This window comes from Novosphingobium sp. SG754 (genome assembly GCF_013149315.1).
GTDB lineage: Bacteria > Pseudomonadota > Alphaproteobacteria > Sphingomonadales > Sphingomonadaceae > Novosphingobium > Novosphingobium capsulatum.
Genome location: NZ_JABGCC010000003.1, coordinates 196,150 through 209,423, shown reverse-complemented (window position 1 = coordinate 209,423; position 13,274 = coordinate 196,150). Strand labels below are relative to the sequence as shown.

At 68.4% G+C, this 13,274-nt stretch carries 10 protein-coding genes; 8 read left to right on the top strand and 2 right to left on the bottom strand.

What is annotated here, in order from left to right; genetic code table 11:
• The first annotated feature begins 421 nt into the window (after positions 1-421).
• The 3 genes from FHW97_RS09030 (at position 422) to FHW97_RS09020 (ending at position 3,861) form a co-directional block, all read left to right on the top strand.
• A complete protein-coding gene (locus FHW97_RS09030) occupies positions 422-1,498 on the top strand; it encodes a class 1 fructose-bisphosphatase (RefSeq protein WP_171796840.1) in 1,077 nt (358 codons plus the stop codon).
• 40 nt (positions 1,499-1,538) lie between these two features.
• On the top strand, positions 1,539-2,483 hold the full coding sequence (locus FHW97_RS09025; RefSeq protein WP_171798739.1) for a LysR family transcriptional regulator: 945 nt from the start codon (positions 1,539-1,541) through the stop codon (positions 2,481-2,483).
• 145 nt (positions 2,484-2,628) lie between these two features.
• The gene (locus FHW97_RS09020) at positions 2,629-3,861 is read left to right on the top strand and encodes an MFS transporter (RefSeq protein ID WP_370525366.1); all 1,233 of its coding nucleotides are present in this window, start codon (positions 2,629-2,631) and stop codon (positions 3,859-3,861) included.
• Positions 3,862-3,960: 99 nt separating this feature from the next.
• On the opposite strand, the gene purU is transcribed toward FHW97_RS09020, so the two are convergent.
• On the bottom strand, positions 3,961-4,848 hold the full coding sequence (gene purU / locus FHW97_RS09015; RefSeq protein WP_253941696.1) for a formyltetrahydrofolate deformylase: 888 nt from the start codon (positions 4,846-4,848) through the stop codon (positions 3,961-3,963).
• 158 nt (positions 4,849-5,006) lie between these two features.
• On the opposite strand from purU, the gene FHW97_RS09010 reads away from it, so the two are divergent.
• The 5 genes from FHW97_RS09010 (at position 5,007) to FHW97_RS08990 (ending at position 11,508) form a co-directional block, all read left to right on the top strand.
• Entirely contained in the window at positions 5,007-6,293 is a 1,287-nt protein-coding gene (locus FHW97_RS09010; protein ID WP_171798738.1) for a sarcosine oxidase subunit beta family protein, read from the top strand.
• Positions 6,294-6,308: 15 nt separating this feature from the next.
• Positions 6,309-6,572, top strand: coding sequence for a sarcosine oxidase subunit delta (locus tag FHW97_RS09005; protein WP_022678459.1), 264 nt, complete (start codon positions 6,309-6,311; stop codon positions 6,570-6,572).
• Entirely contained in the window at positions 6,569-9,448 is a 2,880-nt protein-coding gene (locus tag FHW97_RS09000) for a 2Fe-2S iron-sulfur cluster-binding protein (RefSeq protein ID WP_171798737.1), read from the top strand. Before FHW97_RS09005 ends, FHW97_RS09000 begins: the two co-directional genes overlap by 4 nt.
• Positions 9,441-9,935: a sarcosine oxidase subunit gamma family protein gene (locus FHW97_RS08995; protein ID WP_171798736.1), complete on the top strand. Its 495-nt coding sequence runs from the start codon at positions 9,441-9,443 to the stop codon at positions 9,933-9,935. Before FHW97_RS09000 ends, FHW97_RS08995 begins: the two co-directional genes overlap by 8 nt.
• 256 nt (positions 9,936-10,191) lie before the next feature.
• Positions 10,192-11,508 carry a spinster family MFS transporter gene (locus FHW97_RS08990; RefSeq protein WP_370525377.1) on the top strand — a complete coding sequence of 439 codons (1,317 nt, stop codon included), beginning with the start codon at positions 10,192-10,194 and terminating at the stop codon, positions 11,506-11,508.
• Here the strand turns inward: FHW97_RS08990 and FHW97_RS08985 are convergent.
• Positions 11,505-13,088: an AMP-binding protein gene (locus tag FHW97_RS08985; RefSeq protein ID WP_171798735.1), complete on the bottom strand. Its 1,584-nt coding sequence runs from the start codon at positions 13,086-13,088 to the stop codon at positions 11,505-11,507. The two genes, FHW97_RS08990 and FHW97_RS08985, sit on opposite strands and share 4 nt — an antisense overlap.
• Between the last annotated feature and the right edge of the window lie 186 nt (positions 13,089-13,274).

Sequence of the window (13,274 nt, the reverse complement as noted above, 5' to 3'; positions counted from 1 at the left end):
CAGGGCCATTTGCAAAGCATGCAAATAAAGGCCGATATGGCGTTCAGAATTGCTGATTATTATTTTTTAAAATCATTCCGATATAGCTGTTTTATAAGTCAAAGCCGTTGGTTGTCACAAGACGTGCGGAGGAAAACTGTAAAAAAGTTCATGTTGTTTTGGAAATATTCAGCAATGTTGTTGATGCGGGCGGCATAATTCCAAGCGCATGACGATTTTTTAATATTGAGGTCATGCGTTTTTGCCGGCCTTGCCGGCGCTTCGCCTCCCGCAACGTGCGCTTGGCCGCGCCTGCCGAAGCGGGCAGGCAGTCCTGCTGCGCGCAAAAGTTGCCCTTTCGTCTTCGCATTTGCACAAGACTTGGCCTAGAGAGGGCCGCATTGCCCGGCCAGGCCGGGCCCAGGCAGGAGAGATTCGCCCGATGAGCACCCAGACCCCCGTGATCGACAGCGCCCCCGCCGCACCTGCTGCGCCGGCGCCCAATCCGCAATCGGGGCAGCCGGTCACGCTCACCCGCTTTCTGATCGAGCAGCAGCGGCGGCCGGATTCGCCCTGTCCGCCGCAGTTGCGCCTGTTGCTGGAAACCGTGGCGCGCGCCTGCAAGGCAATCAACTTTGCCATTTCCAAGGGCGCGCTGGGCGATGTGCTGGGTTCGCTGGGCAGTGAAAACGTCCAGGGCGAAGTGCAGAAGAAGCTGGACGTGATCGCCAACGACCTGCTGCTCGATGCCAACGAATGGGGCGGGCAACTGGCCGCGATGGCGTCGGAAGAAATGGAATCGCTGCATCCCATTCCGGGCCGTTTCCCCAAGGGCGAATACCTGCTGGTGTTCGATCCCATCGACGGGTCGAGCAATATCGACGTGAACCTGTCGGTCGGCACGATCTTTTCGGTGCTGCGCGCGCCCGAGGCCTGCGCCGGGCGCGACGTGGCCGAGGCCGATTTCCTGCAGCCCGGCACCAGCCAGGTGGCCGCCGGCTATGCCATCTATGGCCCGCAGACGCTGCTGGTGCTGACCGTGGGCACCGGCGTCTATGAATTCACGCTGGACCGCGAGATCGGTTCGTGGCGGATGACCGACGGGCCGATGCAGATGCCGCGCGGCAACCGCGAATTCGCCGTCAACATGGCGCGCCGCCGCCAATGGTCGCCCCACGTCGCGCGCTATATCGAAGAACGCATCCAGGGCAGCGAAGGCCCGCTGGGCGTGGATTACAACATGCGCTGGCCCGCCTCGATGGTGGCCGACGTGCACCGCATCATCAAGCGCGGCGGGATTTTCCTCTACCCGGCCGATCACCGCAAGGGCGGCAGCGCGCGCCTGCGCCTGCTCTATGAAGCCAATCCGATGAGCATGCTGATCGAGCAGGCCGGCGGCACATCGAGCAATGGCCACGCGCGCATTCTCGATCTGGTGCCTACTGGCCTGCACGAACGCGTTGGCGTGATCCTGGGCGACCCGGAAGAAGTGGCCGCCGCCAGCGAGCCGCAGGGCTAAGCGCCGAGGCTGGCGCGCACGGCGGCGGCGGGGGCCGGGCATGGATATGTTCGCCGCGTTGCAGGCCTTCGTGGCCGTGGTGGACGAGGGCGGCTTTACCCCGGCGGCGCGGCGCGCGGGGCAGGCCACGTCATCGTTCACCCGCCATGTCGACGCGCTGGAAGCGGCGCTGGGCACCCGGCTGTTGACGCGCACCACCCGCCAGGTCAGCCTGACCGAGGCGGGGGAGGCCTATTACCCGCGCGCCCGTGCCATCCTCGATACCCTGGCCGAGGCCAACCGCACGGTGCGCGAGGGGCCGGGCGCGGCGCGCGGGCTGTTGCGGGTGAGCCTGCCGGTCAGCTTTGCCCGGCTCCATGTTACGCCGATCCTGCCCGCGTTCATGGCGGCGCACCCCGATATCACGCTCGACGTGGTGGTGACCGACACCCCGCTCGATCTGGCGACGCAGCGCATCGACGTGGCCGTGCGGCTGGGCGCGCTCGATTCCTCCAGCCTGGTGGCGCGGCGGCTGGCACCGCAACGCCGCCTGGTCTGCGCCAGCCCGGCCTATCTTGCCGCGCATGGCACGCCCCAGGTGCCGCAGGACCTGGCCGATCACGCCTGCCTGACCTTTGCCTTTGCCGATGGCGAGCGGCGCTGGCGGCTGACGCGCGATGGCCAGCACGAATGGGTGCGGGTGTCAGGCCCGCTGCGCACCAACCACGCCGATACGATCCGCGAAACCGCGCTGGCTGGGGCGGGGCTGGCGCTCTTGCCCACCTGGCTGGTGGGTGAAGACGTGGCGCAGGGGCGGCTGCGCCCGGTGCTGGCCGAGTGGCACGGCGACATTGCCCGTCCCGGTGCGCCGCCGCCGGGCGATCCGGGCATCCACGCGCTTTACCTGCCCGATCGGCGCGGCATGGCCAAGGTGCGCCTGCTGGTCGATTTCCTGGCGGAAAGTTTTGGCACGCCGCCCTATTGGGAGCGGTGCCTGCCGGGCTGAGCTTTGCCCGGCATCATTGCGTAAAATGCAATAGTGCGTGCCACTTGGGGCAGATTATCATTTGCCGGCCAATGGTGCATAGGGGGGCAACCAAGCCCGGCAGCAACCGTTTCCCCCGGCCTGCCTCTGCACGAGAGCCCTGATCATGTCGGACACCATCCTTGCCGGCGCGCCCGCGCGCCAGGCGTCTCAGCCATCGGCGCAAACGCCACGCCCGGTTCTGGGCAACGGCCTTATCCTGGCGATGGCCGCCACCACTGGCCTCGCCGTCGCCAATATCTATTACAATCAGCCGATGCTGGGCCTGATCGAAACCAGCATGCCCGGTGCGCTGACGGCGCTGGTGCCCACGGTCACGCAACTGGGCTATGCCCTGGGGCTGTTCCTGCTGGTGCCATTGGGCGACCGGGTCGAGCGGCGCGGGCTGATCGTCTTGCAGTTCCTGCTCCTCGCCGTTGCGCTGGTGCTCGCCGCCGTCGCGCCCACGCCCGCGCTGCTGCTCGGTGCCTCGCTCGTGCTGGGCGCGCTGGCCACCGTGGCGCAGCAGATCGTGCCCTTTGCCGCGCATCTGGCCCCGGCCGAACGCAGCGGTGCGGTGATCGGCAAAGTCATGGCTGGGTTGCTCTGCGGCATCCTGCTCAGCCGCACCTTGGCCGGGTTCGTCGCCGAACATGCCGGCTGGCGTGCGATGTTCTGGCTGGGCGTACCGCTCGCGCTGATCGCTGCGGCGATCCTGCGGGCGATGCTGCCCACTTCGCGCGCCAAGGGTGACCACCACGGCGAAGGGCCGCGCTATGCCCAGCTCCTCGCCTCGCTGTGGCACCTGTGGCGCCGCCACCGCGCGCTGCGCCTGGCGACGCTGACGCAAGGCCTGCTGTTTGCCGCGTTCAGCGCGTTCTGGAGCATTCTCGCCCTGCGCCTGGCACAAGTGGGCCAAGGCGCGGGCGTGGCCGGGCTGTTTGGCGTGATCGGCGCGGTGGGCATTCTCGCCGCGCCGATGGCCGGCCATGTTGCCGACCGGCGCGGCCCCCATGCCACGATCGTGGTGGGCGTGGCGCTGATGGTGGTGGCCTGGATTATCGCCATGACCTTTTCGGGCGTGGTTGGCCTGGCGCTGGCCTGTGTGGTGCTCGACCTGGCGGTGCAAAGCGCGCTGATTTCGCACCAGCATATCGTCTATGCGCTGGACCAGGGCGCCCGCGCGCGGCTCAACACGCTGTTCATGGGCGGCATGTTCCTGCTGGGTGCAGCTGGCTCTGCCCTGGCGGCACTGGCCTGGCATGGTGCGGCCTGGACCGGGGTGAGCGTGCTCGGCTTGGCGCTGGGCGTGGGGGCGGGGCTGGTCAACTGGCTGGCACGGCGCCCACAGGAAGCGTAAAACAATAATAATTACAGATGTATATGTGATTTCCCCGGGGAAACCTTGCGGTTGCTCCGGGGAAATCCAGTAAAATGCTGCACTGCACAATAATGTGGTTCAGCCAAACACGATGGTCTTGTTGCCATCGACCATCACGCGCCGTTCGATATGCCACGATACCGCGCGGGCCAGCACCTGGCATTCCACGTCACGGCCCAGCGCCACCAGCGTGTCGGGCGCATGGACATGGCTGACGCGGCGCACGTCCTGCTCGATGATCGGCCCTTCATCCAGGTCGGTCGTGACATAGTGCGCGGTGGCGCCGATGATCTTCACCCCGCGCTCGTGCGCCTGGTGATAGGGCTTGGCGCCCTTGAAGCTGGGCAAAAAGCTGTGGTGGATATTGATGCAGCGCCCTGCCACCTTCGCGCAGAGCATCGGCGAGAGAATCTGCATGTAGCGCGCCAGCACCACCAGATCGGGCTGCGTCTCGTCGATCAGCGCGGCGAAGCGGGCTTCCTGCGCGGCTTTGCCATCGGGCTTGGTCGGCAGGTGGTGATAGGGCAGGCCGCTCCATTCGACAAAGCTGCGCATGTCATCATGGTTGGAAACCACGCCGACGATATCGACCGGCAGCAGTCCGGCGCGCCAGCGATGCAGCAGATCGAACAGGCAATGCCCGAATTTCGATACCGCCAAGAGCAGGCGCGGGCGTTGGGCCATATCGTGCAGCGACCAGTCCATGGCAAAGCGGTGGGCGATCGGGGCAAAGCGCTGGCGCAGCGTGGCCACATCGGGCAGCGGCGCGCCATCGCCGGCAAACGCCGTGCGCATGGCAAACTGGCCCTTGGTGCCGTTGTTGAAATGATTGGATTCGGTGATGGTGGCGCCCTGTTCCGCCAGGAAGCCGGCCACCGCCGCGACGATGCCGCGCTGATCGGCGCAGCGCAGCAAGAGGACCTGACCTGGCATGGCCAGCGCCCCCGGATCAACAATTCCGGTCATGCTTTGCATTCCCCCCGGCGGGCCGGCCACGTGCCGCCCGCGCTTTCACGCCTTGCAAAGACCGGCTGCCGGCGGTTTTTGGCAAATCACATTTTCGGCCATGGGGATGACATTTTTAGACGCGACGGGATCGCCCTGCGCCACTTACCCATGACGGCGTGACAGGAACCCGATCAACCCGTTGGCCACAGGGCCGCTATTCCGCGCTGGCCCTGCTGCGTGGCGCGCTGGGCGGCCATCGCCACTGGGGCCGTGCCTGGCGCGCGGCAGAGCCACGCGCGAGCTATGACGTGGTGATCATCGGCGGCGGCGCGCACGGCCTGGCCACGGCCTATTACCTGGCGAGCCAGCACGGCATCCGCAATGTGGCGGTGGTGGAAAAAGGCTGGATCGGCGGCGGCAACACCGGCCGCAACACCACGATCGTGCGTTCCAACTATCGCCAGGCCCCGCTGCAGCGTCTGCTCGAGCATTCGCTCAAGCTGTGGGAAGGCCTGTCTGACGAGCTCAATTACAACGTCATGTTCTCGCCGCGCGGTGCGCTGTTCCTGGGGCATTCCGATGCCGACATGACGCGCCTCGCCGAACGCGGCGATAGCTTGCGGGCGATGGGCATCGATGCCGAGCTGATGGACGTGGACGCGGTGCGCCGCCTGGTGCCGCTGCTCGATTTTTCCCCCCATGCGCGCTGGCCGATTCAGGGCGGGATGATCCAGCATCGCGGCGGCACTGCGCGGCACGATGCCGTAGCCTGGGGCTATGCCCGCGCGGCCGACAACCTGGGCGTGGACGTGATCGAGAATTGCGAGGTGACCGGCTTTGTTCGCGAGGGCGATGCGGTAACCGGCATCGAGACCACGCGCGGCAGAATTGCGGCGGGCAAGGTGGCAATCTGCGTGGCGGGCAACAGCGGCCATGTCGCGGGCCTTGCCGGGCTGCGCCTGCCGATCGAAAGCCACACACTGCAGGCCTATGTCACCGAGCCGGTCAAGCCGATGATCGACACCGTGATCATGTCGCAATCGCTGCATTGCTATATCTCGCAATCCGACAAGGGCGGAATCGTGGCGGGCGGCGATCCCGATGGCTTTCCCAGCTATGCCCAGCGCGGCCAGCCGGTGCGGCTGGAAGACGCGATCGCCCAGGCGATTGCCCTCGTGCCCGCGCTCAGCCGGTTGCGGATGGTGCGCTGCTGGTCGGGCGTGACGGACATGAGCTTTGACGGCTCGCCGATCATCGGCGACCTGCCGCTGCGCAACCTCTATATCAACGGTGGCTGGTGCTATGGCGGGTTCAAGGCGACGCCGGGATCGGGGCATCTCTATGCCCACCACCTCGCCACCGGCCAGCCGCACCCGATTGCCGCGCCGTTCGACCTGGCGCGCTTTGCCCAGGGGCGCACCATCGACGAAGCGGGCGTTGGCCCGATGCCGCAGCACCGCTGAGGGGGAGAGCAGGCCATGATGCTGATCGATTGCCCCCATTGCGGGCCGCGCGCGCAGGAAGAGTTCACCTATGAGCGCACGCGCGACAGCGTGGTGCCGCTCGATGCCGCGCCGGCCGCGGCGATGGCCACGCTCTATGCCCGCGCCAATCCGCGCGGCGAGGAGGACGAGATCTGGCGCCACACCCTGGGTTGCCGTGGCTGGCTGGAACTGCGGCGCCACCGCATGACCCACGCCATCGTGGCAGTGCGCCCGCTGGGCCCGGCGGTGCTGCCATGAGCGGCGCTGCGCTGACGTTCACGTTCGACGGCAAGACCTATGCCGCGCGGCCGGGGCAGACCCTGGCGGCGGCGCTGCTCGACAACGGCGTTGCCGTGGTGGCGCGCAGCTTCAAGTATCACCGCCCGCGCGGCGTGATGGCGGCAGGCGTGGAAGAACCATCGGCGCTGGTCACCGTGGGGGAGGGCGGGCGGGCGGAACCCAATACCCGCGCCACCGACGTGTTCGTCTATCAAGGCCTGGTGGCGCGCAGCCAGAATGTCTGGCCCAGCCTGGCGTTTGACGTGGGCGCGATCAATGGCCTGGCATCGCGGCTGATCCCGGCAGGCTTTTACTACAAGACCTTTTTCGGGCCGCCGCGCCGCTGGATGGTCTATGAGCGGTTCATCCGCAAGGCCGCTGGCCTGGGCCCGGCACCGGCCGATGCCGATCCCGACAGTTTTGACCACCGCGCCGCGTTTTGTGACGTGCTGGTGGTGGGCGCCGGGCCAGCCGGCCTGGCTGCCGCGCTGGCTGCGACGCAGGCGGGCCAGCGCGTGATGCTGGTGGAGCAGGACAGCGTGCCCGGCGGCGCGCTGCTGCGCGAGGATGTGCGCATCGATGGCGTGGGCGGGCCCGAGTGGGCCGCGCAGGCCGTGGCGCAGATTCGCGCGGGCGGCGGGCGCGTGCTGCTGCGCGCCACGGCGACCGGCTATTGGGATGGCAACCTGGTTTCGGTGGTGCAGCGCCTGGCCGAGCCGGGGCAGGTGCCGGCGGCTGCTGCGCCGGTGCAGTGCCTGTGGAAAGTGCGCTGCGGCAAGGTCTTGCTGGCCACTGGCGCGATCGAGCGGCCGCTGGCCTTTGGCGGCAACGATCGCCCCGGGGTGATGCTGGCGCAGGCGGTGCGCGCCTATGTGCGGCGCCATGGCGTGGTGCCGGGGCGCCGGGCGGTGGTGGCAACCAGCAACGACGATGGCTATCGCACCGCCTTTGCCCTCGCCGATGCCGGGGCGCAGGTGGTGGCCGTGCTCGACAGCCGCGCCGCGCCCGACAGCGCCATCGTCGATCAGGCGCGCGGCCGCTTTGCCGTGCTGACCGATGCCCGGCCGATCGATACCCGCGCGCGGGGCCGGCGGCTGGCCACGGTGATCGCGCAGGTGGGCGGCGGCGAGCAGCGCCTGGCGGCCGATCTGCTGGCGATGTCGGGCGGGTTCACCCCGGTGGCGCATCTGCACAAGCAGGCCGGGGGCGACCTGGCGTGGGACGCGGCGGCCCAAGCCTTTGTGCCCGGCACGGCGCGGCAGGCGCAGGCCAGCATCGGCGCGGCGGCAGGCGGGCACGACCTGGCCGCGATCCTGGCGCAGGGCTGGGCCGCGGGCAGCGGCGCGGCGCCGCGCGGCTTTGCCGTGGACGATCCGCTGGGCATGGGCACGCCGGCCAGCGCGGCCGAGGTGCCGCAGGCCGCGCGCGGCAAGGCGTTCGTCGATTTCCAGAACGATGTGACGCTCAGCGATATCGATCTGGCCTGGCGTGAAGGCTATCGCTCGGTCGAGCATCTCAAGCGCTATACCACGCTGGGCATGGGCACCGACCAGGGCAAGACCGGCAACATGGCCGCGCTCGCCCGGCTGGCCCAGGCGCAGGGCGTGGATATTCCCCAGGCCGGGCTGACGACGTTTCGCCCGCCCTATACCCCCACCACGCTGGGCGCGTTTGCCGGTGCGGCGGTGGGCGATCATGCCGGGCCAGTGCGGCGCCTGCGCCTGCGCCAGGCGCACGGTGATCTGGGCGCGGCGTGGCAGCCGGTGGGCTATTGGTTTCGCCCGCGCAGCTATCCGCGCGCCGGGGAAAGCCTGGGCGTGGCATCGCTGCGCGAGGCGCGCATGGTGCGGCACAGCGTGGGCGTGGTCGATGTTTCCACGCTGGCCACGTTCGAGGTGAGCGGCCCGGATGCCGCCGCTTTGCTGGAAATGGCCTGCGCTACCACGATCGGCCGCCTGGGGGTGGGGCGCGGGCGCTATACCGTGATGCTGCGCGAAGATGGGCTGGTGATGGACGATGGCACCGCCTGGCGCCTGGCCGAGCAACGCTATCTCCTCACCAGTTCGACCGGCGGGGCAGACCGCATGGCGCAGCATCTGTCGTGGTTGCGCAACGGGATGGCGCCGCATTTGAAAGTCAGCGTGGTCAACGTGCAGGAGCATCTCGGCGCGGTGGCGCTGGCCGGGCCACAAGCGGCGCGCGTGCTGGCCGCGCTGACCGGGGCGGAGGCGCCCGCGCACATGCGCTGCACCCGCGCGGTGCTGGCCGGGGTGGACGTGCTGATCCTGGCGGCAAGCTATAGCGGGGAGCGCGCGTTCGAGGTCTATGCCCCCGGGCACCAGCTGCGCGCGGTGTGGGATGCGCTGCACGGCGCGGCGGTGGCGGCGGGCGGCGGCGCCTATGGCCTCGATGCCATGGATCACTTGCGCGTGGAAAAGGGCCACGTGGTGATCGGCGCCGAAGTGGACGGGCGCGTCAGCGCACACGACATTGGCCTTGGCGGCATGCTGCGCAAGAGCGGCGGTTTTGTTGGCTGGCAGGGGCAGCAGCGCCCGGCGATCGCCACGGCCAGCGGGCGCCGCCAGCTGGTGGGCCTGACGGTGATCGGCGGCCAGGCCCTGCCCGAAGGCGCCATGCTGGTGACGCAGGAAGGGCAGGAACCGCTGGGCCATGTGACCACCGCCGCGCCGCGCGTGGCGGGCGAGGGCTGGATCGGCCTGGCGCTGTTGACCGATGGCATGGCCCGCCGTGGGCAGGAACTGCTCGCCTGGTCGGCCACGCGAAACCTGCGCGTGCCAGTGCGGGTGGGCGATCCGGTGTTCTATGACCGTGAAGGGGCGCGCTATCGTGATTGAGCTTTCGGTCCACGATGCCGCCGATGTACTGGCGCTGGAGCTGTGGGATGCGGCGGGCGCGGCGGCGGTGGCGCCGGTGCTGGGCTTTGCGCTGCCGGCTGCGGGGCGCAGCGCTGGCGATGATCACCTGCGCGCCATGCGTTTTGAACCCATGGTGTGGCTGGTGGAAGGCGCCGCGATCGACCGCGCCGCGCTGGACGCGGCAGTGGCGGACCAAGGCGCGGTGACGCCGATTGGCGGCGGGCTGGTGCGGGTACGTCTGGTGGGCGCGGGTTGGCGCGGCCTGCTGATGCACGATGGCGTGTTCGATGCCGAAGACCCCGCGTTTGCGCCGGGCTGTACGGCCGCCACGGTGATCGCGCATGTGGCGGTGCGCCTCAACGTGGTGGCGCCCGATCGCTGTGACGCGCTGGTGCCGGCGAGCCTCGCCGATGGCCTGATCGCGCGCTGGCGCGAGGTGGCGGCAAGGGTAGATACGCCGGCATGACCCTGCGAAGGTGAAAGGATTAGGCACAAGAGACTGGATTGTATCGCATTGATCTCGTCATCCCGGGCTTGACCCGGGATCCCGCTGCCTGTTCCTGCGAGAAGGCAAGAAAGCGGGACCCCGGGTCAAGCCCGGGGTGACGGAATTGCGATAAATTCGGGTTTTGCCATGCTGGGCGAACGAGAACAGAGCCAGTGGCCGGGGAGAAAAGACAATGCGCGATGGTGAGGCAATGCTGGCCCCGGTTCCGCCCGTGATGGGTGCGCGCGGGTCTGCGCCTGTGGCATCGGCCCGGCAATGGTACGTGCTGGTGCTGCTGTCGCTGGTCTATGCGATGAACATTGCCGATCGCTATGTCATCACCACGGTGATGGAATCGATCCGGCTCGATCTCAAGCTGACCGATTCGGGTGTGGCCCTGCTCACCGGCGTGGCGCTGGCGCTGTTCTATGTGACGATCGGCATTCCGGTGTCGGCGCTGGCCGACCGCTTCAACCGGCGCAACATCATTTCCGGCGCGCTGCTGCTGTGGTCGGGCCTGACCATCCTGACCGGGCTGTCCTCCACCTTCGGGCAGATGCTGCTGGCGCGCATTGGCGTGGGCATCGGCGAAAGCGGCGGCACCCCGCCATCCACCTCGATGCTGGCAGACTATTTCCGGCCCGCGCAGCGACCGGCGGCGCTGACCGTCTATGCCCTGGGTTCGTGCCTGGGGGCGTGGATCGGGGCAGACGTGGCCGGGCGCGTGGCCGATCTCTATGGCTGGCGCCATGCGTTTCTGGCGCTGGGCGTGCCGGGCGTGGTGCTGGCGGCACTGATTTTCCTGACCGTGCGCGAGCCGCAGCGCGGGGCGATGGATGCGCCGCGTGCAGCCGATGCCGCCCCTGCCGCGCCGCGCCTGCCGCTGTGGCGCGCGCTGGCGTTCCTGCTGCGCCAGCGCGCCACCATGCACCTGATGATGGGCGGCGCGGTGACGGCGCTGTGGGGCTGGGGCCTGATGTGGTGGACGCCCACCTATCTGCAGCGCGCCTATGGCCTGACGGCGGGCCAGGCGGGAGAGATCCTGGGGCCGATGCACCTGATCGCCGGCAGCCTGGCGACCGTGGCCACGGCCGTGCTGATGGCCAGCAAGGCCATGGCCGATCCGCGCCGCGTGCTGATCCTGATGGCAGTGGTGGTGGCGGTGATCACCGTGCCATCGTTCTTCATCTTCTGGACGCATGATCTGGGCGTGGCCAAGCTGTGCCTGTGGCTGTTCGTGCCGGCGATGTATTTCTACATCGGCCCCTCGTTCGGGCTGTTGCAGAACGTGGTGCCGGCGCAGATGCGCGCCACGGCCTGTGCACTCACGCTGCTCATGGCCAATATCGCCAACCTCGTGATCGCGCCGCAGTTCGTCGGCCTGGTCAGCGATCATATGGCCGGTGGCCATGGCGCCGATGCCGCATCGCTGCGCATCGCGCTGCTGATCCTGGCGCCCACCGGCCTGTGGGCGGCATGGCATTACTGGGCCGCGACGCGCAATATCCTGGCCGAACAGGCGCGCGCCACAGCCGGTGACCACGCCGCCTAACGCGGGCTTGGCGGCGCGGCGGCGCGCAATTCGGCGATCAGGCTGGCTTTCATCAGTTTGCCGGTGGGTTCGCGCGGGAGGGTTTCGCGAAACAGGATGCGCTTGGGCGTCTTGATCGCGCCCAGCCCGGCGCGGGCAAAGGCGGTGATGCTGGCAGCCAGGGCATCGTCGGCTACCACCCCGGGCGCCGGCTGGATCACGGCGACGGCCACTTCGCCCAGATCGGCATCGGGCGCGCCGACTACGGCGACGTCGGCCACGGCCTCATGGCCGATCAGCAGGTTTTCGATCTCTTGCGGGTAGATGTTGACCCCGCCCGAGATGATCATGAAATGCTTGCGATCGGTCAGATAGAGGAAGCCATCGGCATCGAGATAGCCGATATCGCCCAGCGTCGCCCAGCCCTGGGACGACAGCGCGGCGGCGGTCTTGGCCGGATCGTTGTGATAGGCAAACGCCGGGCCATTGGCGAAATAGACATTGCCCGGCGTGCCGATGGGCAGTTCATGGCCATCATCGTCAAGGATATGCACTTCGCCCAGCACGGCGCGGCCCACTGATCCGGGATGGCTGAGCCATTCGGCGGCGCTGAGCGCGGTAATCCCGCAGGTTTCGGTGCCCGAATAGTATTCGTGCACGATCGGCCCCCACCAATCGATCATCGCCTGCTTGACCGTCACCGGGCAGGGCGCCCCGGCGTGGATCGCCGCGCGCAGCGACGACAGATCGGGCTGCGCGCGCTGCGCCGGATCGAGCTTGAGCAGGCGCACGAAATGGGTGGGCACCCAGGTGCCGTGCGTCACGCGCCAGCGCTCCACCAGGGCGAGCGCGGCCAGGGCATCGAACTTGTCCATCACCACCACGGTGCCGCCGAGGCGGTGGATGGTCATCGCCCAGCGCAGCGGCGCGGCGTGATAGAGCGGCGAGGTGGAGAGATAGACGGTGTCTGCCGCCATGCCATAGAGCGCCTGCCCCATGCACACCAGCGGCGTGGGATCACCCAGCACGCCATCGGGCAAGGCCGGCTTGACCCCCTTGGGCCGCCCCGTGGTGCCCGAGGAATAGAGCATGTCGGCGCCCGGGCTTTCATCGCCCACCGGGGCAGCGGGCATGGCCGCGGCCAGTGGCGCCCAGCCGGGCAGGCCATTGCCGCCCACGCCGGTCAGCAGCACGGTAACCGCCGTGCCCTGCGCGGCGAGCAACTGCGCCACCTGCGCTGCCAGCGGGGCCAAGGCATCGGCCACGACCAGCAGCTTGGCGCCGCTGTCGGCGACGATATAGGCTGCGTCTGCCGGGCTGAGCCGGGTGGAGATGCTGGTAAGATAAAGCCCGCTGCGCTCTGCCGCCCAGCCAATGGTGAACACCTCGGCCGTGTTGTGCAGCATGACCGCGATCACGTCTCCGCGCGCCAGGCCCAGCCGGCGCAGTGCCTGCGCGCCCTGGTTTGCTGCAGCCTCGAGTGCAGCATAGGTCAGCACGGGCGGCTGGCCGGCCGTGGCATCGGCAAAGATGCAGGCGGCCTTGTCGGGGCTGGTCTGGGCGTGGGCGCGGGGGTGAAACACCGGTGATTCCTCTTCCATGACGGGCGCCGGGGTCGCTGCCCTGGCCGTTGCCACCGACAAGCCGCTCCACGCGCGATCAGGCAAGCGCAGAGCAGGAAATGCACAAATCGGCGACAACCACGACTAAAGCCAGTGCTGCGCCGCGCGGCTAGAACAGGCAAATGAGGACAGCGGCCCCGGCACTGGCCTGGTGCCGCTGTCTTC

Excerpts from the sequence above, each read along its gene's own strand:
- FHW97_RS08990 (WP_370525377.1), top strand. The coding sequence starts at position 10,192 with ATGGGTGCGCGCGGGTCTGCGCCTGTGGCATCGGCCCGGCAATGGTAC.
- purU (WP_253941696.1), bottom strand. The coding sequence starts at position 4,848 with ATGACCGGAATTGTTGATCCGGGGGCGCTGGCCATGCCAGGTCAGGTC.
- FHW97_RS09020 (WP_370525366.1), top strand. The coding sequence starts at position 2,629 with ATGTCGGACACCATCCTTGCCGGCGCGCCCGCGCGCCAGGCGTCTCAG.
- FHW97_RS09025 (WP_171798739.1), top strand. The coding sequence starts at position 1,539 with ATGGATATGTTCGCCGCGTTGCAGGCCTTCGTGGCCGTGGTGGACGAG.
- FHW97_RS09005 (WP_022678459.1), top strand. The coding sequence starts at position 6,309 with ATGATGCTGATCGATTGCCCCCATTGCGGGCCGCGCGCGCAGGAAGAG.
- FHW97_RS09000 (WP_171798737.1), top strand. The coding sequence starts at position 6,569 with ATGAGCGGCGCTGCGCTGACGTTCACGTTCGACGGCAAGACCTATGCC.
- FHW97_RS08985 (WP_171798735.1), bottom strand. The coding sequence starts at position 13,088 with ATGGAAGAGGAATCACCGGTGTTTCACCCCCGCGCCCACGCCCAGACC.
- FHW97_RS09030 (WP_171796840.1), top strand. The coding sequence starts at position 422 with ATGAGCACCCAGACCCCCGTGATCGACAGCGCCCCCGCCGCACCTGCT.